The organism is Streptomyces sp. NRRL B-24484 (assembly GCF_000717715.1).
Lineage (GTDB): Bacteria > Actinomycetota > Actinomycetes > Streptomycetales > Streptomycetaceae > Kitasatospora.
In genome coordinates this window covers 1-22846 of the sequence record NZ_JOAI01000062.1, presented here as the reverse complement: position 1 = coordinate 22846, position 22846 = coordinate 1, and the positions used below count along the sequence as shown (strand labels likewise).

Sequence of the window (22846 nt, the reverse complement as noted above, 5' to 3'; positions counted from 1 at the left end):
CTGCCACCGCAAGACTCTCCCCAAGGAGCCCTGCTGGGCCTGCGGCAAGCTGGTCGTCCCAGCCGCCCACACCGCGGAGGGCCCCTGGTGCACGCGCTGCCGCCAGCACCACCTCGCCGAACCGTGCTCACGCTGCGGCCTCACCAAACCGGTCGGCCTGCGCCAGGACGACGGCAGCCCCGTCTGCCGAGCCTGCTACCAGCACATTCATCCCCGCCGGCTGCACCAGTGCGTGGACTGCGGCGAAGCCAGATCAGCCAGCCGCATCAGCGAAGACGGACCGCTGTGCGAAAAGTGCGACAACCGCCGGGCACCGATCGTCCTGTGTCCGCAGTGCGGCCGAAACAGAAGGGTCGGCATCCTCAGTACGGGCGTCTGCCGGGCCTGTGCTCGCCAAGCCACTCCACGGCATCCGTGTGTCAGCTGCGGGCGCCTCCGACTCGCCGTCTACCGCGACGAGGACGGGAAACCGTGGTGCGACGGCTGCCGCCGCGCGGACCAAGCACAGCCCTGCACTGGATGCGGACGCCGCGCCGTGGTCACCGCCCGCGACGAGCGCGGCCCATGGTGCGGACGCTGCTGGGAGAGCGTGCGACCCGGGCCGCTCTGCGGCGACTGCGGCACCCGGCCCTCGGCCCCCGTGACGACCGGGGACGGGACACCGCGCTGCGTACCGTGCTACTCCGCCGCCATCGTGCCCTGCACACGCTGCACGACGCCGGCCCGGGCAGAGCGCCGCTGGCCGGAAGGACCCGTCTGCCTTACCTGCGTCGACGCGGTCCGCCTCACCCACGAGCAATGCCACCGCTGCGGCCAGCTCGGCGCGGTCTTCCGCCGCGAGGACAACGGGCCGCTGTGCCCCGAGTGCGCCGGCGTCACCTTCAGCTACCGCTGCCCGACCTGCGCGGGAATGGGCCGCCTCCTCCAGGGGCAGTGCCTGCCCTGCCGGGGCCGACTCGTCCTCGCCGAGGCGTTCACCGACGCCGACGGTCGCAGGTGCGAGCGGCTCGCGCCGCTGGCGGAACTGCTGGAGCGATACGACAACCCCTACTCAATGATCCTCTACCTGCGCCGACCCGGCGGCCAGCTCATCCGCGACATGGTCAACGGACGACTCCCGTGCACCCACGAAGCCCTCGACGCACTGCGCCAGACCACCTCCGTCCAGCAGCTCCGAGGCCTGCTCGTCCTAGCCGAGATCCTCGAACCGCGAGACGAACAACTTGCCCAGCTGAAAAGAGACTTCGGCCACTGCCTCGAAGAGTGCGCCACCACGGCCGACCGGGTGCTCCTCGCGCGATACGCACGCTGGCACCTGATGCCCCTCGCGCACCAGCACGTCAGCCGTAGCGGCTTCACCCGCTTCCAGCGCGAGCACCTTCGTCGTCAGCTGAACGCCGCCCGGCTCCTCCTCGGCCACATCCGCAGCCGCGGGCGCGCGATCGACGGCATCACCCAGCACCTCATCGACCGGTGGCTCATCGCCAACCCAACCCTCCAACCCTACGCCCGGCCGTTCCTCCTCTGGGCGGCGACCTGCGGCCTCGCGCCCGCAGACGTCGCCATCGCCACCTCAAGCAGACACGGCGAACGCGCCATCATGAACGACACCGACCGGGTACTCACCGCGCTCAGGCTGGAAACCGACGACAGTCTGCCCCTTGCCGACCGCGTCGCAGGCTGCCTCGTCCTGCAGTACGGCCAGAGCACCGACCGCATCGTCAACCTCACCCTCGCGCAGGTCCACATCCACCCCGACGAACCCGGAGTTCTGGGCCTCCAGCTCGGCCGCGAAACACTCTGGCTCCGCACGCGCCTGTCAGCCCTCCTCCAACAACTCGTCCACGAACGCCGCCCCCTGTCCGCCCCCCTCAAAAACCAGGAGACCCCCTATCTCTTTCCCGGCCTTCGCCCCTCCCGCCCGCTCAACTCGAACACGCTGCAACGACGCCTCCAACGCCTCGGTGTCCCCAGCGCCAGCAAGGCACGCAACGGTGCCTGGCTGGCACTCGTCGGCGCGGTCCACTGGAAAATGCTCGCCGACCTCCTGGGCGCCGCCGACGGCACCGCCCACCACTGGCACAAATGGAACGGAGGAGACCGAGCCAGCTACGTCGCCAGCCGGCTTCGAGCAGCACAAACCCCTACGGGCCCCGAGTAGAACCACTACTGGCAGACACGAGCGGCGCGCCACTATTCAATTGGGCGCTGGCTTGACCCGTCGCCAACCTGACTAGCGTAAACCTATACGCCTAGAGAGATTCCAGTTGCGACCTTCCCTGACACCGTACCGCTCCGACCAAATCTTGTGGGCGCCTTGAAGAATAAGGGAAAGGCCGTAAGCCCTACAGAGCGCAATATAACCGATGCCAAACTGGACAAGTAAGCCATGCGAAAGCACCCATCGGATCGAAGGGCTCCCTAAACGACCTGCGCACAGGGAATGGATTTGGGCACATAAAAACCGGCATCCTCCCAAACCCATCCCACTCGACGTACGCATAATCAATGGACTGGGCCACCCAGGAAGTCAAGTACTTACGGCTCCCGCCTGCCGCTCTCTTGAACTCGACACCTAGAACGACACCCGGATCCTTCCACACCTGGGGGTCCCTAGGCTTCAGTACGGCGTCAATCCGGCAACCGGCACCGCTATAATGCCTACCGCGCACATGTGGATACACTTCAAACCACGGATTTAGCCGCTCGAGGACCCTGCTAGAAAGATCAGCCTCGCCTGCAAACCCCTCAAGAGGCAGCTCATCAGCGCCACCCGTCCAGTCGACCACTGGCTCAAAAGGGTTTGGTTCTCCGACTAGAGGTCCAAAGAGGGCCGCCGCCTGAGCTTGAATACTGGCAGTTGTGGGATGCACCTCTTTCATCGACTGCCACCTACCCGAAGCCGCAAGGAGAGTGCCAGCTGCGGCCAACGCCAGGCCCCAGGCCGGAATTCTGAAGCCAATCCATTGGAATCAGCACGCCGTTCTCAACACCGCCGAGACACTGGCTGTGACTTACACTCAGTGAGGCCATCGCCGATACCGCCCATTTCGGGCAATTGCACAATTCTCCACTGCCCGAGCTTCGCCGCGACGGTCGTCGAGTTCCTGGTAGATGGTGGCAGCCTGGGTATGGGCGTTGATGGCTTCGTCAAACCGCCGTATCTCCTGCAGGACTAGGCCCAATGCCAGTGACTTTGTGGTCCGTGCCTCGTTGGATGTGGTGTGGCATGGTGGGGCAGGTCAAGTCGCCTGCGAGTGAGCGGATATCGGACCGGATCGCGATCGGGGTGCTGACCCAGGCGCCGGCCACGACGTGGAGGCCGCGCCGCTCACGGGACAGATCCGAAATATGCTGCGCGCCCTGGCCTACGACCACGGCGGACCGACCAGCCTGATCCTCTCCAAGCTGGACCGTGCCCTGACGATGTTCCCCGAGCCGCCCACCGCCACCCTGGTGCTCGGCCGCATCGAAGAGGCCGACGGCGCGTACACCTTCCATTGGAGCAACGCCGGACACCCCCCGCCGCTGCTGGTCGGCGCGGACGGAACCACCAGCTACCTGGCCCCCGCCCACCACGGCATTCCCGTCGGCATCGACCCCGCCGGGGGTCCAGCCAAGGTGAGCCCAAAAGCGGCAGTGGGATGATCTTGAAGGGATGAGTCTCGGTCTTCGGCCCACGAGCCTTGTCTCCGGCCGGTAGCGTGCCGGCGGGCGTGAAGCGCGAGAACGAGGCTTACGGCGAGCCGGTGAGGGTCAAGCAGATCGGTGCGGCGACGGCCGCTGGGCCTGTACGACGGGGCCAACACTACGGGCGACCATGAGGCGGAGGCCGCCCTCGGGCGCGGATGGTGAACGCCTTGCTGGGCGCCGTGCAGACCGAGGCGATGCTCGCCGATGCCGTGGACCTGAACGAGGAAGCCCAGCATGCCGCGTGGCTTGAGCAGCTGAAGGCGGCAGGTGTCTGGGAGGATCCGGCGGTACGGGTCGGTTTCATCCGCCGGCAAGGTCCTGCGGGCGGGCACCCCGCTGCGGATCATCGCCCAGGACCCGTCCACCGGTCCGATCCCTGTGGCGGCGGCGCACGCCGCCGAGGGGCTGCACGTGCTGCTCGGGGTGATCAAGCACCTCCACCCCGATGCTGCTGGCCCGCTCCCGCCACGCCTCCGTCCGCTCCCTGGAGCGATACGCGCGCCCCGGCGTCGACGCGGTCGCCCGGCACGTCGCCGAACGCGACCCCGCCGTCCGGTGGAAAGGCTGACGCCTCCAAGATCAACTATTGGCGGCTTCTGGGCTCACCTCGGCGATACCTCTCGTAGCGCTGCACCAGCGCCGCCTACGGCTGCTTGGTACCTCTGCGGAGCGCGTCACCGATCTTCTGGCAGGTGTCGATACGGTGCTGCGCGCGGCGGGCGCGTTCCTTCGGGTCTGGCACGAAGAGGGCCTGCGGACTGGGATGGTAGCTGCTGAACACCTCCAGGGTCCTGTCTCGGACGGCCTCGGGGTGTGCCTTGACCAGGCGGCGCCACCCGCGCTGGGCGTCCCCGCCCTGGAGGAGCACGATCTGCACCTTCGGCATCAGCCCCAGCAGCCGGCTCAGGACCTCGGCACCAGCCTGGAGCTCGGCCGTCTTCGGTTCACGGTTGATGTACCAGGGGTAGGCGTTCCAGGGAGTGACGTCACGCGGCGCTATCCCGGCTCGCTCGAAGAGCTGGGCCTGGAGCTCTGCCGTCGGGTCGTTGTTTTCCACGCACAGGAATCCCGAGCCTGTGCCTTCCTGCGTCCTGGGGCCCGGGTCGCGAAGGACGGACAGGACGCGGGCCTCTGTTCCCCCGTGCCAGGGTGCGACATGCGGCATCCAGCCGCGCCCGTCCTGGTCGCGCAAGACGTCGACCATCTCGTTGATCGGACGGACATGGGGGGCGTAGCGCCCCTGCTCCTGTTCCACTCGGAACGCCTCTTCACGCATCCGTCTTGCCATGCTTCCTCCAACACCGACCGGCACTCCATCGCAACGGACCCTAACGGGTGCGTCCGACAGCGCTCGATCTCTGAGCTGGGGTGGCTGCGAGAACCGCCGTGAACTGGACCGCTGAGCCCGGCTCCACCGAAGTTTCTGCCGCGAACGGCGTCTCACGGCTCGGTAGGGGTTCAGCCAAGGTGAGCGCAAAAGCCGCCACGGGATGATCTTGGTGGATCAGCAGTGCAGTTCGGTGTCCTCGGCTGGGTCGTACTCGTCTTCCCGGCCACCCCGATCGGTAGGTGCCGAACGGGCGGGGGAGGCCGTGCTCGTTCAGCGCGGAGAGGTCCGGGGATTACCGGGTGGCGCCGTCGAGCTGGGTGGGGAGGCGGCCGGCGGCCCGCAGTTCTTGCAGGTCGGGGATGTGGTTGTAGAGGGTGCCGGGGCTGACGCCGAGGAGTTTGGCGATCGAGGTGATCGACTGGGCGGGGTTGGGCAGCAGGGTGCGGGCGGCCTGGATGATCTCGGGGGTGGCGACGACGGGTCGGCCGCCGACGTTGCCGCGGGCGCGGGCGGCGGCCAGGCCCTCGCGGGTGCCGGAGACGATCAGCTCGCGGATGAACTCCGCGAGGGCGGCGAAGACGTGGAAGATGAGCCGGCCGCCGGGGGTGGTGGTGTCCAGGCGCTCGTGCAGTGAGGTGAAGCCGATCCCGCGGGCGCGCAGCTCGCCGACCATGTTCACCAGGTCCTTCAGCGATCGGCCGTAGCGGTCGAGCGCGGGAACCACCAGGGTGTCGCCGGGCCGAAGGAAGGCGTGACACGCCTTCAACTCCGGTCGCAGGTCGTCCTTGCCGGACTTCTTGTCGGCGAAGATGCGCCGGCACCCGGCTTCGGTGAGGGCGTCGAGCTGGCGGTCGAGCTTCTGTCCGCCGGTGGACACCCGTGCATATCCGATGCGGATCTCGGTCCGCACCGCCGGTTCGGCGGCCAGGAGTTCGAACGGGTCGGGTTCAAGTGGTGTGCTCACGGCCGAAATTCTGACAGAAAACGGTGGTCCGACGTTGTTGAACACCCTGAGTTGTTGAAGGAGTTTTTGAAGGCGTTGGGGGTCTTTTCGATCTCCGTTCGGCGATCGTCAACTAATGAAGGTTTTTTGAAGATCGCGCAGGAGCTTGGGCGGGCAGATCCTTGGACGTGTTCCTAGGAAAACCGTCTTGACCCTCCCTCTAGAAGGAGTACCTTGAAGGCATGACTAAGAGCGAATCCCGGCTGATGCCGACGGGTACCTGCTGGTGCGGATGCGGGACCGAGGTCGGCCTCGGCTCCTTCTTCTCCCAGGGGCACGACAAGATCGCAGAAGCCGCCCTCCTGGCGGCCCGGTACGACAACTCCGTCGCCCGACTCATCGCGCACCACGGTTTCGGGCCCGACAACGGCGTCCGCGAGGCCGCGGTCGAGAACGGCAACTGGGAGCGGTGCCCGGGGGCGGACTGCAACTACCTCGGAGCCCCCGCCAGCATCCGCGTTCACCGCAAGAAGGCTCAGCACTAAAAGTCACTCACCAAGCGGGGCAGGCCGCCAGCCTGCCCCGCTTGCCTGCGGAACAACCGCTACCGCGATCCGCTGCACCGCCGGCCGCGCGGCGAGTGCTACATGTCCGTTGGTCGTTAGGCTGCCCACGGCGGCCGACAGCCGCGCCGTGTCAACGGATCGCTGACATTCGAATGGGGCCCTCAGCGGGCCAGCATCCAGCGCCGCAGCGGCGGGATTATGGCCGTCGGCCAGTGCCACCAGCGCCAACGGTTTTGAACATCAACCCGGGCGATGGCGGTGAACCGCTCGACCTCGCGAAGGAGTTCGAAGCTGGAGGCGAACCTGCTGCGCTGCCCGTCGTCGGGGCGGAAAGCTTCCGGAACGTCGCCGACGCTCCACGGCCAGGACCAGCCGGCCAGACAGCGCAGGGTGGTGTCCTTCAGACGGTGCAGGACGGTGCCCTTGTCCATTCCCGCCTTCTCACCGTCGCCGAGTCCCCGCCAGATGTCGCCATCGTCGAACGCCTCCGGGTTGTTCCGTGTCCGCGCGTCAAGCGGGCCACCGTCGGCGAAAGGCTCGCCCAAGATCCCCCAGAACAGCCTGCGTGCCGCTTCTCTGACGTGCCGGGGCGCGCGCAGTTCAAGGGCATGGAGGGCGGCGAACAGCTCGTGGACATGCGCATCGTCCACACCGCTGTCGTCCTCGTTGCCGCTCGGGCGGTAGTAGGTGATGCAGATCCTGGTGAACATGTCGTAGACAGCGGCCCGGTCCTCCCGGCGGCCGTGCTTGACCGCCACCAGCGGGTTCGCTGACTCGTGCAACATCCGTGTCAGTGGGGCGAGCGTCTTGGCCGCTGCTGCTCCCGTCGGTTCAATCATGGCCGGACCTTATCCGGTGGCCGCGGCGGGGCTGCGGGTGCTTCCTGACGTCTGGCAGACAGGGGGCGGCCGGTGCGGTCCGGCTCTGGCGCCCGATCTGGCACAGATGTTCCTCAAGCCCCCATGGAGTGCCCGTTCGACTCAGGCGCGGGGGCGGGAGCGGAGATAGCCGGGCAGGTGGCTGTCACAGCAGGCCCACTTGGTGCCGGACTTGTCGGTGACGGCGTACTTGGGCTCGTCGGTGCAGGGGTTGTTCTTGCTGCCTCCCCAGGTGCACCGCCGCCGGCTGTCGTCGCCGGGGAAGAGCTCGGGGTCATGATCGTCGATCTCGACTGCGGCGGGGCGCCGGCCGGTGAGGTCGCCGACGGCGAGGACCTCCTTGGCGCCGAAAGCGCGGCTGACGCCGGAGGGGGTGAGGCTGGCAGCCTGGCCGAGGGTTTCCAGTGTGTGCGGGCGCGGGGTGACGTAGACCCGACCGTAGGCCAGGAGCAGCCGAATCTGCTCATCGGCGGCCTTCTTGATCGCGACGAGGTCCTCAAGAGCGGCAAGGAGCGGATCGTGGTCCGGGCCATGCTCCTCCACCGCGGCTCCCAGTTGCTGGATGAAGGCCAAGCGGGGCTTCCGCGCGTCGTCCACCGCAGCGCCGCGTACCTGCCGAGGGGTCTGATCGTCCTCGGGGAAGTGCGGCCACCGGATGGCGAGGACGTCGTCGAGCAGTTCCTGTGAAGTCATGTCTGAAGCATGCACAGAATTTTGAATGAGTACAAGAGGTTTGCCCAAGGCGAGTTGTGGGCGTGCTGGAGGCTCCTCCTCCCGGTCCGGCGGCGGCCTGCGCGGGGACGCGGCGGGCTTCGGGGGTGGCCCGGTATGACCCGGTGTCGGTCATGCTGCCGCCGCCTTCTCGTCGTCGCCGAGCACGCTGAAGTCGACGTCCAGGCGGGCGTTGTAGTCGTCGGGGGTGATGCCGAGTTCGTGGGTGGAGTACTCACCGAACCGCTTGATGTGTTCGGTCAGGTACGGGGAGATCTGCGCGAGGTCGAGCGGGTCGACGACCTGGCCCTCGGCCTGGAGCTGGCGCACGACGTCGGCGATGTCCAGGGCGTTGTGGAAGATCACCAGGTTGGCCAGCAGGGAGGTGAACTTCACGTCCTTCTCCTGCTCGACGGGGTCGTTCGCCGCGACCGTGCCGTGCTGGCCGAAGCGCACCCAGTCCGAGAAGCCGTTGAACGCCTCGACCTTGTTGGTCGCCGCCGTCACCCGCGCCCGAAGCGGCGCGTCCGACAGGTACCGCAACAGCTGGACGGTGCGGATGACCTTGCCGACCTCGCGGAAAGCGGTGTAGGTAGCGTTGCGGCGCGAGCCGGACCGCAGCCGCTTGAGCAGCAGCACGGAGGAGATGGCGCCCTCGCGGATCGAGACGATCACCCGCATCAGGTCCTTGAAGTGCGTCTCGATCAGCGCCCAGTCGATGACGTTGCGGCCCGCCTCGCCGAACAGGGCGTCAATGTGCTCGTACTGCGCGGTGCGGCTGGGGCGGAAGAATAGCAGGTCCTTCCAGTTGCGGATCCTGGGCATCAGGTCGATGCCGAGCAAGTGCGCGATCGCGAAGACCGGGTAGCTCTGGCCCTGCGTGTCCGCATGGACCGTGGTGGGCTTCACCTCGGAGGTGTTCTTCAGCAGGCCCTCGATGATGTAGACGGCCTCCCACACGCCGCACGGCACGAAGTGCGTGAACAGCGCGATGTACAGGTCCGAGACGTGGTGGTAGGCGATGCCGCCGACCGCCCCGTACCGCACGCTCGTCTCGGCGAGCAGGTTGTCCAGGTAGGTGTCCATGTGGGTGCCGTCGGCCGCGGCGGTGGTGCCGTTGCCCCACGCGCGGGACAGGTCGAGCTGGTTGTGCCGGTCCACGACGTCGCCGATCGCCTCGTTCAGCTTCGCCGTGGTGACGTGCCGTCGGACCGCGACCGACAGCTCGTGGCCGGAGACGCCGGCGATGTGCCGGGCGGCCTCCGCGTACGTCATGTTCGTGCCCTTCACGAACGTCGTGATGACGTACCGGCCGAACGGGGCCTTGAGCTTGGGGTCGTTGCCGGAGGCCGGCCCGAACCGGTGCCACCACTCGATCCAGTACGCGGTACGGGCCACGATCCCCAGCAGCGTGCGCTCCGGCATCCGCTCCTTGATTGCCTGCTCCAGCACCTGGGCGCTCTTGCGGGGCTTCTCCGCGCGGCGGGGCTTGAGCTTGGGCACCCCCGAGTCCGGGTCGATGAACAGCTCGTCGTTCTCCGGGTACTCGCCGTCCGCCTTCGCCGCCGCCGCGCTCAGGCGCCCCCGGAGCTGGGCGACCAGGGCGCGGCCGTCGAACGGCGTCTGGTCGCCGGCCTGCGGGAGGCCGACCTCCACCAGGTATTCCGGCAGCTTGGCCTCCACCTGTTCCCAGGGCAGCAGTTGCTCGGACCAGTCGGCGTACTCCTCGGAGCCGATCACCGCGACGTCGCCGGTGCGGAACTCCTCGGCGAGGTAGTAGAACACCATCGCCTCGAAGTGGCGGCGCACGAAGTGCCCGGGCCGGCGGCGGTCGCGGATGACCTTTTGCCAGTTCCGCGTGGCGAAGGAGACGTTCACCTTGCGGCCCTTGCCGTCCCGGTCGGGGATGAAGTCGCGCACCGGGGTGCGGTGGGCCTTGGCGTGCGCGAGGGCGTCCAGCACGGAGGAGTCCTCGCTGGTGGCCTTCAGTTCGATGACGTCGGTCAGGTCGAACATCACCGGCCGGTCCGCCTTCATGTGGCCATGCAGCAGCACCTCCCAGTTGTCGCCGTGGTGCGCGGAGACCCGCTCGATCTGCGCGTACTGGGCGTCGAAGCCGCCGAGCCCTTCCACCGCCGCGGCGAGGGAGGCCAGCCCGTTCGACTGGACCATCAGCCCCTCCGCGAGCACCAGCAGCGCGGGCGACACCCGGCCCTCCAGCTTCTTGGCGACCTCCGCCGTGGTGGACTCCTCGTCCAGGCCCTCCAGGGCGTCCAGGGCCTCCTTGGTCAGCGCGGCGGCCTTCGCCCGCGCGGTCTGCGCGGGCCCGCCGGCGTCGACCTGCTGCAGCAGGGTGCGGTAGTTGGCGACCAGCGTCTCCACGATCTCCTGCTGCTGGCGGCGGATCTCCTCCAGCTCCTCGCGGGCCTTCTTCGCCTTGCCGGCCATCCGCTTGCAGAACATCGTCGCCAGGTCGTCCCTCGCCCGCATCCGCGCCTTCGCCGCCAGGCAGGCGATCAGCGCGACCCGCCGGTCCGTGGTGTAGTCCTTGAGCGTGGCCGCGTCCTGGGCCTCCGCCTCGCCGGCGAAGTCCGCGACCTTCCCGGTGGCCACCCCCTGGAGCCACTTGCCGCTCTCGCCCAAGCCGTCCACCCACTCCAGGTGGCCCTTCAGCCGCTTGAAGTTCGACCAGGTCGCCCGCCCGGGGTTGTTCTTCAGCGCGTTGAACAGTGACTTGCCGTCCAGACCGACCACGTCGACCAGTTTCAGCAGCCTGTGCCGCTCGTCCTCGGTCATCCGCTCCCGGATCCCGGCCAGGATCTCCTCGTTCACCCGGGCCCGCACCGTGGAGGCCATCGCGTCCAGCGTCGAGAACCGGGGGATCTCCAGCCCGGCCTCCACCAGCTTCTCCAACGCGATGTTGATCAGATCGGCCGGGTTGTTCTTCGACACCCCACCAGTGCGCATCGCCTCCTCGGCCAGCGCCCGGGCGGCCGGCCCGTCGTTGCGCATCCCGCACCGCTCCCGCGCCATGCCCCGGTGGAGTCGCACTGTCCGCTCCGACCGGTACACCGGCTCGGTGTGCTCCGGCAGCTCCACCGCCCGCCGCACGAACTCCACCACCTGATCCGGGATCTCGGACGGCTTCGGGAAGCAGCCCATGCGCTGGTATGACTTCAACGCCAGCAGCAGCGCCAGCTGGTGCTCGTCCGAGTCCGTGACCCCCTCCGCCCAGGCCCGCTCCTCCTCGGACGGCGTGAAGAACACGTGCAACTCGCGCGCGGTGATCAGCCGCTTGAACCGCGGGTACGCGGTCCGCTCGATCGAGGTCATCCCCACCCCACCCGGTATCCAGCCCTGCCGGACGCGCCGCACGCACCCGCGCGGGATCATCGCTGGCACCCGGACCTGAGACGATCAGAACCACGGAACCCGGGACACCGCCGGTCACGGACTGATAGGGCCCTGAACAGGCATCACGGGCTCAAGATCATCCCACTGCCGCTTTTGGGCTCACCTTGGCTGGACCCCCGCCGTCCCCCGCTACGACCACGAACACCCGCTCCCGGCGGGAAGCACGCTGCTGCTGTTCACCGACGGACTGGTGGAGCGCTGCGGCGAGGACATCGACGTTGGTCTGACCGCGCTGGCCGACCACGCCGGCCGCCTCGCCAAGGCCCCACTGCGGCAGCTCTGCTCGGAGCTTGTCGCGAGGCACGGTCCGGCACCTGGCGACGACGTCGCCGTGCTCGCCCTGCGCACTCCGGACCGCCGGCCAGGGTGAAGCGGGCACGGTCACGCGCTCGTGCGCTCCCGCCGGGGTCGGCGCCGCGGGCCGGTCGGCCGCTCATGTCGCGAGGTGCCGTGCGCGCCGCATGTCCACACGCGCACCCCGCATCGGCGCCCCCTCGGCCCGCAGGAGCTCCGGCGCCTTGCCGCCGTGGCAGGAGGCGGGCGTGCCGTCGGCATGGACCACACGCCACCACGGGACGCTGTCGCCGAGCTGGCTCATCGCCCGTCCCACCTGTCGCGGCCCCGCTGCGATCCGCTCGCCGATGTCGCCGTAGGAGGCGACGCGGCCGGCGGGGATGGCCAGGACCTGTTCGCGGACCTCCTCGACCAGGCTCGTGCCCGCCTGCTCAGGCTGAGTCGGGTAGACGAGGTGCCCGTCGTGGACCTCGGCGTGCTCGTTCAGGACCGCTGGCTCAACCCTGGTCGCCGACAGGATGTGCGAGACCTTGCGGCCCGCGACGAGCAGGGCGTCGGTGATCAGCCTGCGGTGGCAGCGCCACGGCACCGCCTCGCTGCACATGACCACCGGCCGCCCGGCGTCGGCGAGCGCCAGGAGTTCGGCGAGTCCGGCGGCGAAGTCGGGGGTGGCCATGTAGTCGGCGTAGTCACGGAACGCCTTGACCCTCCAGGCCCCGTTCACGCTCGGCACGTCCTTGGGAGTGTGGCGGCGTCCGCCCAGTTTCGCGATCCACCGGTAGCCGATGTCCGCTGGGAGCGCGTCGATGACGGCCTGCTGGTTCCACTGGGGGTACTTCCTCGACGAGGGGAACGAGCGGACGTCGACCAGGTGGGTGACCTGGTTGGCGCGCAGTAGGGCCAGCACGTCGTCGAAGTCGCGTGTCGAGTGCCCCACCGTGAAGATGCGCTCGTCCATGCCTGCCTCACCCCACAGCGGCCGGCCCGCCCGAGGGTGCCGGGCGTGAACGGCTAGCCGCTCTTCGGGATCTTCGTCAGCGCTCCGCCCTTGTGCAGGGCGATGTGGTTGGTCTTGTCGCTCTTGATCTCGTACTGCGGGTCCTCCTCGGTGCAGTGGTGCACGTAGCCCTTCCAGTCCACGTCGCGGGTGTGCTTCTTGACGATGACGCCTTCGACGGATCCGGCCTCGGAGTTCCACCGGACATGGTCACCCACCGAGAACCGCGTCACCTCAGAGGCCCTTCTCGCGCCCGCGCCGACCCGGTTGCCCGTCATACCGGCACGGACCGCACGAACAGGCGGCCGTCGTCGGCTCTGACCTCCCAGCGCGGCGCGGCGACCGACGCCGGGCCCCGTACCACGGAGCCGTCGGCGAGCCGGAAGACGCTGCCGTGCCAAGGGCAGCGCAGACAGCCCTCGCCGTCAAGTGTGCCCTCGTCGAGCGGGCCGCCGGCGTGGGTGCAGGTCGCCGAGAGCGCGGACAGCGAATCGTTGTCGCGGACGATCACCACCGGCACACCGCCTGCGGTGACGCGCAAGGGCCTGCCGTCACCAAGGTCGGTCACAGCCGCGACGTCGGTCCAGTCGCCGACGCTTTCCTGGAATGCGGCGTGGTTGACCCCGACACCCCTGACGAAGGAGAGATGGCCGCCCAGATAGGCGGCGGCCAGGGTCAGGCCCAGCCCCGCGCCGCTCAGCGCCATCCCCGTTGCGTGTCGTCCGCGCCGACGGGTGGCCCAGGAACAGGCCTGCAGCACGGTCGCGGTCGCGTTGCACACGGCGTGCACGAACCCGGCCCGCTGCTCGGGACCGTAGCTGTCGGACCAGTCGGACGCCCCCGCGGCGGCGGTCGGCAACGCCGCGATCAGACCTGCGCCGACGAGGCGACGCGCCGCGGTGGCCCCCACCGGGCCGCAGGTCACGTCGACCAGGGTGGCCATGGTCCAGGCGCCGATGGGCAGGTCCGTCAGAACGGGGTGCAGCGGATGGCCCAGCCAGTTGCCCGACAGCGCGTTCTTGACCGCGCGGGGACGGGTTGCTCGGGCCACCCACGCGGCCGTCGCGTGGCAGGCGCCGTCCAGCTGGTGCAGGCCTTCGATCCGCCGGACCAGTTGCTGCAGCATCACAGTCGCTCCTCAGCGCGGCGGGTACTCGTCATTCCCGGGGCCGCCTGCTCACGATCGCACCGGGTCGGGGCGGCGGCGAGCGGACCGGGTCAACCGGGTTCGCACGGGCCCCAGGCACAAGGGGAGTCGCGCGGCTGCCACCCCGGAGGCCCCGGCGCACGGCCGACCGGGCGCATGTTCCGCACCTCCCCGGTCGGAATCGCCGGAGGTGCCGGAGATAGATGGCCAGGGCATCCGCTCGCGATGGTCCGTGACACGGGGGCTCATGCCGGGAGCAGGGTGCGCAGGGCGTAGGGCAGGATGCCGCCGTGCCGGTAGTAGTCCGCCTCGGTGGGGGTGTCGATCCGTACACGGGCTGTGAATTCGACCGGGGCCGCGTCGGGGCGGTCGGCGGTGACAGTGACCTCGCGCGGTAGCTGTCCGTCCGCGCCGGCCAGTCCGCGGATGGTGTAGGTCTCCTCGCCGCTGAGGCCGAGGGACTCCCGGCTCTGCCCCGGGGCGAACTGCAGGGGCAGGACGCCCAGCCCGATGAGGTTGGAGCGGTGGATCCGCTCGAACGATTCGGCGAGCACGGCCTTCACACCGAGCAGCGCGGTGCCTTTGGCAGCCCAGTCGCGCGAGGAGCCGGAGCCGTATTCCTTGCCGGCGATGACGAGCAGCGGGACGCCTTCGTCGGCGTAGCGCGTGGCGGCGTCGAAGATGGTGGCCCGGTCGCCGTCGGGCAGGTGACGGGTGACGCCGCCCTCGGAGCCGGGGGCGAGGAGGTTGCGCAGACGGATGTTGGCGAAGGTGCCGCGGATCATCACCTCGTGGTTGCCGCGGCGGGAGCCGTAGGAGTTGAAGTCGCGCCGGTCGACGCTGCGGGCGGCGAGGTACTGCCCGGCCGGTGAGTCGTGCTTGATGGCGCCCGCCGGGGAGATGTGGTCGGTGGTCACCGAGTCGCCGAGCAGCACGAGCACCCTCGCGCCTTCGATGTCACTGAGCGGCTCGGGGGTGCGGGCGAGGTCCTCGAAGTACGGTGGGCGGCGCACGTAGGTGGAGTCCGGGTCCCAGGCGAACAGTTCCCCGTGTGGGGTGGGCAGGTCACTCCAGCGCTGGTCGCCGGTGAAGACGTCGGCGTAGTCGCGGGTGAACATCTGAGCGTTGAGGCTGGCGGAGACGACGTCGCGGATCTCGCGCTGACTGGGCCAGATGTCGTGCAGATACACGGGCCTGCCGTCGTTTCCGGTGCCGAGCGGGTCGCGGGTGAGGTCGACGGTCATCGACCCGGCCAAGGCGTAGGCGATGACCAGGGGCGGCGAGGCGAGGTAGTTCAGCTTCGTCTGGGGGTGGATGCGGCCTTCGAAGTTGCGGTTGCCGGAGAGCACCGACGCCACCGCGAGATCCTGGTCGGCCACGGCGCGGCCGACCTCCTCGATCAGGGGGCCGGAGTTGCCGATGCAGGTGGTGCAGCCGAAGCCGACCAGGTCGAAGCCGAGTTCGTCCAGGTAGGGGACCAGGCCGGCGCGCTCGAAGTAGTCCATGACGACCTTCGAGCCGGGGGCGAGGGTGGTCTTCACCCACGGCTTGGGCTTCAGTCCCCGCTCGGCGGCCTTCTTCGCCAGCAGCGCGGCGCCGACCATGACCTCCGGGTTGGAGGTGTTGGTGCAGGAGGTGATCGCGGCGATCACCACGGCGCCGTGCCCGATCTCAGCGGTGCTGCCGTCGCGGAAGGTCACCGGGGTGGGGTTCAGCGGCTGGGCCTCCAAGGCCCGGCCGGTGTCGAAGTGCACCGGCGCGTCACCCTCATGGCCGCCGGTGACGGCGACGGGATCGGAAGCGGGGAAGGATTCCGCACTGCCCTCGTCGAGGCCGACCGGGGCCGGGTCGCAGGAGACGTAGCCGCCGAGCACGGCGCGGAAGGCGCGTGGTGCGTCGGACAGGACGATGCGGTCCTGGGGGCGCTTGGGTCCCGCGATCGATGGCACGACGGCCGTGAGGTCGATCTCCAGGGTCGCGGAGTAGGCGGGCTCGTGGCCCGGGTCGTGCCACAGGCCCTGCTGTTTGGCGTACGCCTCCACCAAGGCGATGTGCTCCCGGTCGCGGCCGGTGAGCCGCAGATAGGACAGGGTTTCGTCGTCGACGGGGAAGATCGCGCAGGTGGCGCCGTATTCGGGGCTCATGTTGCCGATCGTGGCCCGGTTGGCGAGCGGCACATTGGCGACGCCGGGGCCGTAGAACTCCACGAAGCTGCCGACTACGCCGTGCGCGCGGAGCCTCTCGGCGATGGTGAGGACCAGGTCAGTCGCGGTGCTGCCCTCGGGCAGTGCCCCGGTGAGCTTCACGCCGACTACGCGGGGGATGAGCATGCTGAGCGGCAGGCCGAGCATCGCCGCTTCGGCTTCGATGCCGCCCACGCCCCAGCCCAGGACGCCGAGCCCGTTGACCATGGGGGTGTGGGAGTCGGTGCCGACCAGGGTGTCGGGGAACGCGGTGCCGTCTTCGGTGAACACGACGCGGGCGAGGTGTTCGAGGTTGACCTGGTGGCAGATGCCGGTTCCGGGCGGGACGACCCGCAGGCTGTCGAACGCGGCCTGTCCCCAGCGCAGGAACTGGTACCGCTCGGCGTTGCGGTGGAATTCCAGCTCGACATTGCGGTCGAACGCCTGGGGCGTGCCGTAGTAGTCGGCGATCACGGAGTGGTCGATGATCAGGTCGACCGGCCGCAGCGGGTCGATGCGCCTCACGTCGCCGCCGAGGGCGGCCATCGCCTCGCGCATGGCGACCAGGTCGACGATGCACGGCACTCCGGTGAAGTCCTGCATCAGCACCCGCGCCGGGGTGAACTGGATCTCGGTCGCAGGCTCGGCTCCCGGATCCCAGGCCTCCAGGGCGGCGATCTGGTCGGCGGTGACCGTTCGGCCGTCCTCGTTGCGCAGCAGGTTCTCCAGCAGCACTTTCAGGCTGTACGGGAGGCGGGCGGCGCGGTCGAGCGCGTCGAGCCGGTAGATGGTGAACGTGGATCCGGCGGCGTCAAGGCGCCCCTTTGCGGCGAAGCTGTCGATCGGCACGGCGGGCATGCTCCTCATCCTTGTGGCGGGTCGGAGTGGCGGGTCCGCTGGGGGCGGAGGGTCGGCTGGGAGGGGCGGGCTCGCGCGGCCGCAGGTCCGCGCCGTGCTAGCGGTGGAGGTCGGCGAAGACGGGTGCGATCTGTGGTCCGAGGACGCGCAGCAGGGGTAGTTCGCCTGCTTCCAGCACGGTCGCCTCGACGCCCGCCCCGCGGGTTGCGGCGGCCACCTCCAGGCCGATCCATCCCCCGCCGATGAGCGCGATCCGGCGGGCCCGCTGGGACCTGTCCTTGAGCGCTTCGCAGTCCTGAACGCAGCGCAGGTAGAGCACGCCGTCCAGGTCGGCGCCCGGGACGGGCAGGCGCTCGGATGTGGCGCCGGTGGTCAGCAGCAGCTTGTCGTAGCCCACGGTCTCGCCGCCGGCGAGGGTGACGGTCCTGTGGTCCCGGTCCGCGGTGACCGGGGTGCCGAGGCGGAGCTCGACCTCGTGCTCCGTGTACCACTCGGGCGGGTGGACGAACATCTTGTCGCGGTCCTGTTTGCCCTGCAGGTATCCCTTGGACAGTGGCGGGCGCTCGTAGGGAGGCATGGTCTCGTCGTTGATGAGCACGACTCGGTCGTCGAAGCCGTGCTCGCGCAGCGCCTCGGTGGCCTGGCGCCGGCGAGGCGCGCGCCGACGATCACCATGGTGGCCTCACGCGTCATCGCTTCGCCTCCTCCTGCCGTTCCCGGGGTGCCGGTCGGTCGCCGCCGTCCAGTCGGGTCGCGAGTTTCTGGCCGAGTTCGTCCCAGCTGGCCTCGAACTTGGCGACTCCGTCGTCCTCGAGGTGCTGCACGACGTCCGCGTAGTCGATGCCGAGCTCGGCGAGGCCCGTCAGAACCTTGTGCGCCTCGCGGTAGCCGCCGCGCAGGTCGGTGACGGGGACGGCGCCGTGGTCGGCGACGGCATCCAAGGTGGCCTGCGGCATGGTGTTGACTAGGTTCGGAGCGACCAAGCCGGTCACGTAGCGGGTGTCGTCGTAGGACGGCTCCTTGACGCCGGTGGAGGCCCACAGCAGCCGCTGCGGCCGCGCTCCCGCGTCGGCCAGCCGCCGCCACCGGTCGCTCGCGAACGCGTGCTCGTAGTGCTCGTAGGCGATCCGGGCGTTGGCGATGCCGGCCCAGCCGCGCAGCGCCGCCGCGCGTTCGCCGCCCAGCGCGTCCAGGCGGCGGTCGATCTCGGTGTCCACCCGGGAGACGAAGAACGACGCGACCGAGGTGATCCCTGTCAGGTCCAGCCCCGCCTCGTGGGCGCGTTCCATGCCCGACAGGAACGCCTCCACGACCTCGTCGTAGCGGTTAAGGGAGAACAGCAGCGTGACGTTGATGCTGATGCCCTCCGCGAGGCAGGCGCTAATCGCGTCCAGGCCCTGCCGGGCGGCTGGGATCTTCACGAACAGGTTGGGCCGGTCCACCAGCCACCACAGCGCCCTTGCCTCGGCGACCGTGCGGGCGGTGTCGTAGGCGAGCCGCGGGTCGACCTCGATCGACACCCGCCCGTCCACGCCATCGGTCGCCTCGTGGACCGGCCGCAGGACATCGCAGGCCCAGCGCACGTCGTACGTGGTCAGCATCCGCAGCGCCTCGGCCACACCGACATCCCTCAGCGCCAGGTCGCCGATCTGCGGCGCGTACAGGTCACCGCCCTCGATAGCCCGCGCGAAGATCGTCGGATTGGTGGTCACGCCGACCACATGCCGCTCGCGCACCAGCCACCCAAGGCTGCCGTTCGTCAAGCGCTCGCGGCTCAGGTCGTCCAACCAGATCGACACCCCGGCCTCGGAAAGCCGGGCAAGAGCATCGCCGGCCATGCGGTCCCTCCTATGACGGTGAACGTCGCCCCGCGGGGCAAACGGCTCCTTCCAGACTCACCCCTGGTCTGCTTCCGCGCAGGTGGAACGGCCAGCGCTCTCGGCCGGCCCCCGTCACCCTGGTCTCCCGCCTGGGCAACGCCGCCCAGGCGGACGCGGAAAGAGGCGGTTCTGTTGCGGGACCGGCGATCAGAGAGAGGCTGGGAGAACCCCACCTACCTGTGTCCGGGATCGCACACCGGGCGAGTGTCGGCCGACTGCGGAGAAGGTTCAGATGTCCGTCACCGACGCACTGCTGAAGAACAACGACGAGTACGCGGCCCAGCCCCCCCGAGGCACTGCCTGGCCGGCCGTCCATGCAGGTCGCGGTCGTGGCCTGCATGGACTCCCGGATGGACATGTACGCCCTCCTCGGCCTGCACCCCGGCCAGGCCAACGTGATCCGCAACGCCGGTGGTGTCGTCACCGATGACGTCATCCGCTCGCTCGCGATCAGCCAGCGCGAACTGGGCACCCGCGAGATCATTCTGATCCACCACACTGACTGCCCCCTGCTCGACATCGTCGATGACGCCTTCAAGAAGCAGCTCCAGGCCGAGGGCGGCGTCAGACCGCACTGGCCGGTTGAGTCCTTCCGAGACCTCGCCGTCGATGTCCACTGGTCGATCTACCGGGTCAGGGAAAGCCGCTTCCTCGCCCACCGCGACGCAGTGCGCGGATTCATCTACGACGTCACCACCGGGCGGCTCACCGAAGTAACGTAACCGGAGCGGCGCTCCTTGATCACCCGGCCGGGCAGGAGCGTCGCAGGTCAGGAGCTGCAGGAAGGAACGCCCTCACATGGCAGCCGACATCCAAATCGAGTCCCTGGGCGATCACGAATACCTGGTCCGCTTCCCCGTGGGCAGCGAAACGGTCGAGTCACTGATGCGGGCGACGTCGGACACCGTGAACCGGCTCGGCATCCCGGGAGCCGACGAAGGGCGGATTGTCGCCGAGACCGCGGCGTTCCTGGCCGAGCGGCAGCCTGTCATCGACATCCCGCCGATGATCGACCTCGACGACCTCCAGGCCCACTACGGCGACGACTACCTCCACGAACTCACCCGCCGTCTGGCAACCCCGTGACCGCTTCCCCCCAGGGCACAGCGCCCGGACAGGCCAGGGCCGCCCGGGCGGGCGGGCACGTGCCACTATGGGACTACGCGGTGATCGGCGACGGTCGCACGGTGGCCCTGGTGGCGGCCGACGGATCGGTGGACTGGCTCGGCATCCCCTACCTCGACTCTCCCAGCGTGTTCGCCGCCCTGCTGGACCCACACGACGGCGGGTCCTTCCAACTGGAACCCACCGTCTCCTACGCCGTGGAACGCCACTACCTGCCGGGGACGAACCTGCTAGAGACCACGTTCCGCACCGCAAACGGCGCCGTTCGGGTCACCGACGCGCTCAGCCTCCCCGACAGCCCGCCGCTCGCCCCTGCCGGAGAACTCCTGCGCCGCATCGACGCTCTCGCCGGGGCGGTCCCGCTGCGCTGGAGCGTGCGCCCGCGCTTCGACTACGGCCGGGGCCCGGCACGGTTTGGCCTGCGGGGAGGCGTACCCGTCGCGGCACGGGGCCGGGACGCACTGGCCGTCTGCGCCTGGGACGCCGGCGAGCCGGTGGTCGCCGGAGAGGCGGTGAGCGCCGACGTCGCCCTCAGCTCGGGCACGAATGCGCTGATCTCCGTACCGTTCGCCCACCAGGAACCGCTCGTACTGCCCGCCCGCGCCGACTGCGAGCTGCGACTGGCCCGCACCCGGGACCGCTGGCGCGCCTGGACCGGCGCACGCACGTACGAGGGACACTGGCGCGAGGCCGTGCAGCGCAGCGCGCTCGTGCTCAAGCTGCTCGTGTTCGCGCCGTCCGGCGCCATCGCCGCCGCGGCCACCACATCGCTTCCCGAATGGCCGGGCGGGGAGCGCAACTGGGACTACCGCTACTCCTGGGTCCGCGACTCCGCGTTCACCCTGCAGGTGTTCCTGCGGCTGGGCTGCCCCGCGGAAGCCCATGGGTACTTCTGGTGGCTGATGCAGGCCTCCCAGCTCACCCATCCGCGCTTGCGGGTCCTGTACCGCCTCGACGGCGGCCCCCGCGCCCGCGAACGGGTCCTGCCCCTGAGCGGCTACCTGGACTCGCGGCCGGTCCGCATCGGCAACGCCGCCGTCGACCAGACCCAGCTCGACACCTACGGCGAACTGCTGCAGACCGCCTGGCTCTACGCCAAGGAAGCCGCCCCCCTCTCCCGCGACCTCGCCCGCCGCCTGGCGGAAATCGCCGACCTCGTCTGCGCCACCTGGCGGCGGCCCGACTCGGGCATCTGGGAAGTCCGCAGCGTACCCGAGCACTTCACCCAGTCCAAGATGATGTGCTGGATCGCCCTCGACCGCGCCCTCGACCTCGCCGAACACAGCGCCATCCCGGCCCGCCACGCCGCCCGTTGGCGACAGGAACGCGACGCCGTACGGACATTCATCGACACCCGCTGCTTCTCCACCCGCCTCGGCAGCTACACCCGCGCCGCCGACAGCGAGGACCTGGACGCCTCTGTCCTCCTCGGCGTCCTGTACGGCTTCGGCGCACCCGGCAACCCGCGGCTGCGCGGCACCGTCGACGCCGTCAGCGCCGGGCTGCGCCACGGCCCCTACGTCGCGCGGTACTCCGGGCAGGACGGGCTCGCCGGACCCGAGGGCGCCTTCCTGGCCTGCTCCTTCTGGCTCGCCGAGGCGCTCGCCCGAACCGGCCGGGTACAGGAGGCGACCGAGCTCATGGACGAACTCGTGGCCCTGGCCAACGACGTCGGCCTCTACAGCGAGGAGATCGACCCGGCGACCGGGGCGTTCCTCGGCAACCTGCCCCAGGCCTTGAGCCATCTCGCCCTGATCAGCGCGGCCTGCGCCATCCCCGGCACCGGTTGTGAGGCGGGCCCATGAGCCCGGCAGCCGTCGCCGCAGGCGGATTCCTCGGCACCCTCGTGCTCACCACCACGCTGCGGGCCGCAAGCGAGCTCGGACTCACGCGCATGGACCTCCCCTTCCTGCTCGGCACGGCCCTCACCGCCGACCGCGCCCGCGCCAAGGCCCTCGGCTACCTCCTGCACTTCCTCAACGGCCAGGTCTTCGCGTTCGTCTACTTCGCCGTCTTCGCCGCCATCCACCACTGCGGCTGGTGGCTCGGCGCCCTGTTCGGCCTCGCCCAGGGCGTCTTCGCCGCAACCGCCCTAGTCAACATCCTGCTGCCGATCGTGCACCCCCGCATGGGCACACCACTCACCACCGCCCCCGACGTTGCGCTCGTCGAACCCCCCGGCTTCCTGATGCGCAACTACGGACCCGCCACGCCACTGGTCACCCTCACCGCCCACGTCGCATACGGCACCCTCGTCGGGGGCTTCGCGGCACTCGGCGGCTGATCTTCACCACAGCATGCCGGAGCTCGCTGCTGCGGGGTGTCAAGAGCCGATGCGACACCTGGGTCGGCCGCTGAATCGAAATGCCCCGGCACCCAAACTGACCATCGGAGGCGAACCGGCCGGGTGAGGAGCGCCATGCGGCTCCGCCGGCTCGGATACTCGGTCCTGGTCCCGGGCGTGGTGGGGCCAGAAGGCGGCTGCGAGCAGTGCCAGGAGCGGGCCTGTGTCCGGGTCCGCGCCCTGCCCGGTCGATGCCGCCAAATGCTTCCCCAGCTACCCAGATGCGGGCCCGGCGCGGCCGACGGGTGCCACCGTGGCGTGGCTGGTGCTGCCTGCCGGGCCCGCGGGGCCTGCGGCGGGGGTCTCACACCTCGCCCACGGCACCATCGTCGGAGGATTCCTTGCAAGGCCAGGCTGACAATCCGTGACCCCGCCCCCATGGGCCTAGGCCGTGTTTCGAAAGTGGGTTCGGGGCGTGGAATGATCGCGGTCCGTGGCACGTGGAGACATGACTGACGAGCAGTGGGCCCGGCTGGAGCCCTT

The 22846-nt window shown here is 69.5% G+C and carries 20 protein-coding genes and 3 pseudogenes; 11 read left to right on the top strand and 12 right to left on the bottom strand.

Annotated elements, in window-relative coordinates:
• The first annotated feature begins 640 nt into the window (after positions 1–640).
• The 5 genes and pseudogenes from IE98_RS0137160 to IE98_RS43690 all read left to right on the top strand — a co-directional run bounded on the left by IE98_RS0137160 (position 641) and on the right by IE98_RS43690 (position 4261).
• The gene (locus IE98_RS0137160; protein WP_159401177.1) at positions 641–2161 is read left to right on the top strand and encodes a hypothetical protein; all 1521 of its coding nucleotides are present in this window, start codon (positions 641–643) and stop codon (positions 2159–2161) included.
• A gap of 1154 nt (positions 2162–3315) precedes the next feature.
• Positions 3316–3648: a PP2C family protein-serine/threonine phosphatase gene (locus IE98_RS0137155; RefSeq protein WP_159401176.1), complete on the top strand. Its 333-nt coding sequence runs from the start codon at positions 3316–3318 to the stop codon at positions 3646–3648.
• A gap of 200 nt (positions 3649–3848) precedes the next feature.
• Positions 3849–3998: pseudogene (locus IE98_RS52730) on the top strand (DUF6245 family protein); the annotation flags it as partial.
• A pseudogene (locus tag IE98_RS52725) lies at positions 3961–4113 on the top strand (DUF6245 family protein); the annotation flags it as partial. The pseudogenes IE98_RS52730 and IE98_RS52725, both read left to right, overlap by 38 nt.
• Positions 4114–4138: 25 nt before the next feature.
• Complete coding sequence (locus IE98_RS43690) at positions 4139–4261, top strand: hypothetical protein (protein WP_043176014.1); 123 nt, start codon at positions 4139–4141, stop codon at positions 4259–4261.
• A gap of 75 nt (positions 4262–4336) precedes the next feature.
• On the opposite strand, the gene IE98_RS0137145 is transcribed toward IE98_RS43690, so the two are convergent.
• Both IE98_RS0137145 and IE98_RS0137140 read right to left on the bottom strand, forming a co-directional pair.
• Positions 4337–4948 (bottom strand): uracil-DNA glycosylase, encoded by a 612-nt coding sequence (locus tag IE98_RS0137145; RefSeq protein ID WP_234443826.1) that lies wholly within the window; start codon positions 4946–4948, stop codon positions 4337–4339.
• Between the two features lie 367 nt (positions 4949–5315).
• Positions 5316–5987 carry a recombinase family protein gene (locus IE98_RS0137140; RefSeq protein WP_030276512.1) on the bottom strand — a complete coding sequence of 224 codons (672 nt, stop codon included), beginning with the start codon at positions 5985–5987 and terminating at the stop codon, positions 5316–5318.
• Between the two features lie 221 nt (positions 5988–6208).
• On the opposite strand from IE98_RS0137140, the gene IE98_RS0137135 reads away from it, so the two are divergent.
• Positions 6209–6511, top strand: coding sequence for a hypothetical protein (locus tag IE98_RS0137135; RefSeq protein ID WP_234443825.1), 303 nt, complete (start codon positions 6209–6211; stop codon positions 6509–6511).
• Positions 6512–6693: 182 nt separating this feature from the next.
• Here the strand turns inward: IE98_RS0137135 and IE98_RS0137130 are convergent, their stop codons facing one another.
• The 3 genes from IE98_RS0137130 to IE98_RS0137120 all read right to left on the bottom strand — a co-directional run bounded on the left by IE98_RS0137130 (position 6694) and on the right by IE98_RS0137120 (position 11454).
• Positions 6694–7371: a hypothetical protein gene (locus tag IE98_RS0137130; protein ID WP_159401175.1), complete on the bottom strand. Its 678-nt coding sequence runs from the start codon at positions 7369–7371 to the stop codon at positions 6694–6696.
• A 141-nt stretch (positions 7372–7512) separates the two neighbouring features.
• Positions 7513–8103 carry a hypothetical protein gene (locus IE98_RS45430; RefSeq protein WP_159401174.1) on the bottom strand — a complete coding sequence of 197 codons (591 nt, stop codon included), beginning with the start codon at positions 8101–8103 and terminating at the stop codon, positions 7513–7515.
• 150 nt (positions 8104–8253) lie between these two features.
• On the bottom strand, positions 8254–11454 hold the full coding sequence (locus IE98_RS0137120) for a Tn3 family transposase (protein WP_030276503.1): 3201 nt from the start codon (positions 11452–11454) through the stop codon (positions 8254–8256).
• A gap of 142 nt (positions 11455–11596) precedes the next feature.
• Between IE98_RS0137120 and IE98_RS47250 the strand changes: the two genes are divergently transcribed.
• Positions 11597–11905 carry a SpoIIE family protein phosphatase gene (locus IE98_RS47250; RefSeq protein ID WP_078661610.1) on the top strand — a complete coding sequence of 103 codons (309 nt, stop codon included), beginning with the start codon at positions 11597–11599 and terminating at the stop codon, positions 11903–11905.
• A gap of 63 nt (positions 11906–11968) precedes the next feature.
• Here IE98_RS47250 and IE98_RS51470 read toward each other — a convergent pair whose 3' ends face one another.
• The 7 genes and pseudogenes from IE98_RS51470 to tal form a co-directional block, all read right to left on the bottom strand.
• Positions 11969–12244 (bottom strand): MGMT family protein, encoded by a 276-nt coding sequence (locus tag IE98_RS51470; protein WP_267882383.1) that lies wholly within the window; start codon positions 12242–12244, stop codon positions 11969–11971.
• A gap of 27 nt (positions 12245–12271) precedes the next feature.
• Positions 12272–12787 (bottom strand): annotated as a pseudogene (locus tag IE98_RS50295) (DUF488 family protein); the annotation flags it as partial.
• A 53-nt stretch (positions 12788–12840) separates the two neighbouring features.
• A complete protein-coding gene (locus IE98_RS0137105; RefSeq protein ID WP_052391469.1) occupies positions 12841–13104 on the bottom strand; it encodes a DUF2945 domain-containing protein in 264 nt (87 codons plus the stop codon).
• Positions 13101–13952, bottom strand: a complete 852-nt coding sequence (locus IE98_RS0137100) for a Rieske 2Fe-2S domain-containing protein (protein ID WP_030276495.1) — start codon at positions 13950–13952, stop codon at positions 13101–13103. The genes IE98_RS0137105 and IE98_RS0137100 overlap by 4 nt, the downstream gene beginning before the upstream one ends.
• 266 nt (positions 13953–14218) lie before the next feature.
• Entirely contained in the window at positions 14219–17014 is a 2796-nt protein-coding gene (locus tag IE98_RS0137095) for an aconitate hydratase (protein ID WP_030276493.1), read from the bottom strand.
• A 97-nt stretch (positions 17015–17111) separates the two neighbouring features.
• Complete coding sequence (locus IE98_RS43680; RefSeq protein WP_052391468.1) at positions 17112–17612, bottom strand: NAD(P)/FAD-dependent oxidoreductase; 501 nt, start codon at positions 17610–17612, stop codon at positions 17112–17114.
• Positions 17613–17703: 91 nt separating this feature from the next.
• Entirely contained in the window at positions 17704–18852 is a 1149-nt protein-coding gene (tal, locus tag IE98_RS0137085; protein WP_052391467.1) for a transaldolase, read from the bottom strand.
• A gap of 392 nt (positions 18853–19244) precedes the next feature.
• On the opposite strand from tal, the gene IE98_RS43675 reads away from it, so the two are divergent.
• The 4 genes from IE98_RS43675 to IE98_RS0137065 all read left to right on the top strand — a co-directional run bounded on the left by IE98_RS43675 (position 19245) and on the right by IE98_RS0137065 (position 22303).
• Positions 19245–19616, top strand: a complete 372-nt coding sequence (locus IE98_RS43675; RefSeq protein WP_324605836.1) for a carbonic anhydrase — start codon at positions 19245–19247, stop codon at positions 19614–19616.
• A gap of 76 nt (positions 19617–19692) precedes the next feature.
• Positions 19693–19980, top strand: coding sequence for a hypothetical protein (locus IE98_RS0137075; RefSeq protein WP_030276491.1), 288 nt, complete (start codon positions 19693–19695; stop codon positions 19978–19980).
• A complete protein-coding gene (locus tag IE98_RS0137070) occupies positions 19977–21824 on the top strand; it encodes a glycoside hydrolase family 15 protein (protein ID WP_052391466.1) in 1848 nt (615 codons plus the stop codon). The genes IE98_RS0137075 and IE98_RS0137070 overlap by 4 nt, the downstream gene beginning before the upstream one ends.
• Positions 21821–22303 carry a hypothetical protein gene (locus IE98_RS0137065; protein WP_030276489.1) on the top strand — a complete coding sequence of 161 codons (483 nt, stop codon included), beginning with the start codon at positions 21821–21823 and terminating at the stop codon, positions 22301–22303. The genes IE98_RS0137070 and IE98_RS0137065 overlap by 4 nt, the downstream gene beginning before the upstream one ends.
• The last annotated feature ends 543 nt before the right edge of the window (positions 22304–22846 follow it).

Coding starts and splice junctions, on each gene's coding strand:
- IE98_RS0137120 (WP_030276503.1), bottom strand. CDS start 11,454: ATGACCTCGATCGAGCGGACCGCGTACCCGCGGTTCAAGCGGCTGATC.
- IE98_RS0137095 (WP_030276493.1), bottom strand. CDS start 17,014: ATGCCCGCCGTGCCGATCGACAGCTTCGCCGCAAAGGGGCGCCTTGAC.
- IE98_RS0137135 (WP_234443825.1), top strand. CDS start 6,209: ATGACTAAGAGCGAATCCCGGCTGATGCCGACGGGTACCTGCTGGTGC.
- IE98_RS43675 (WP_324605836.1), top strand. CDS start 19,245: ATGGACATGTACGCCCTCCTCGGCCTGCACCCCGGCCAGGCCAACGTG.
- IE98_RS0137100 (WP_030276495.1), bottom strand. CDS start 13,952: ATGCTGCAGCAACTGGTCCGGCGGATCGAAGGCCTGCACCAGCTGGAC.
- IE98_RS0137130 (WP_159401175.1), bottom strand. CDS start 7,371: ATGATTGAACCGACGGGAGCAGCAGCGGCCAAGACGCTCGCCCCACTG.
- tal (WP_052391467.1), bottom strand. CDS start 18,852: ATGGCCGGCGATGCTCTTGCCCGGCTTTCCGAGGCCGGGGTGTCGATC.
- IE98_RS0137065 (WP_030276489.1), top strand. CDS start 21,821: ATGAGCCCGGCAGCCGTCGCCGCAGGCGGATTCCTCGGCACCCTCGTG.
- IE98_RS0137105 (WP_052391469.1), bottom strand. CDS start 13,104: ATGACGGGCAACCGGGTCGGCGCGGGCGCGAGAAGGGCCTCTGAGGTG.
- IE98_RS0137075 (WP_030276491.1), top strand. CDS start 19,693: ATGGCAGCCGACATCCAAATCGAGTCCCTGGGCGATCACGAATACCTG.
- IE98_RS45430 (WP_159401174.1), bottom strand. CDS start 8,103: ATGACTTCACAGGAACTGCTCGACGACGTCCTCGCCATCCGGTGGCCG.
- IE98_RS43690 (WP_043176014.1), top strand. CDS start 4,139: ATGCTGCTGGCCCGCTCCCGCCACGCCTCCGTCCGCTCCCTGGAGCGA.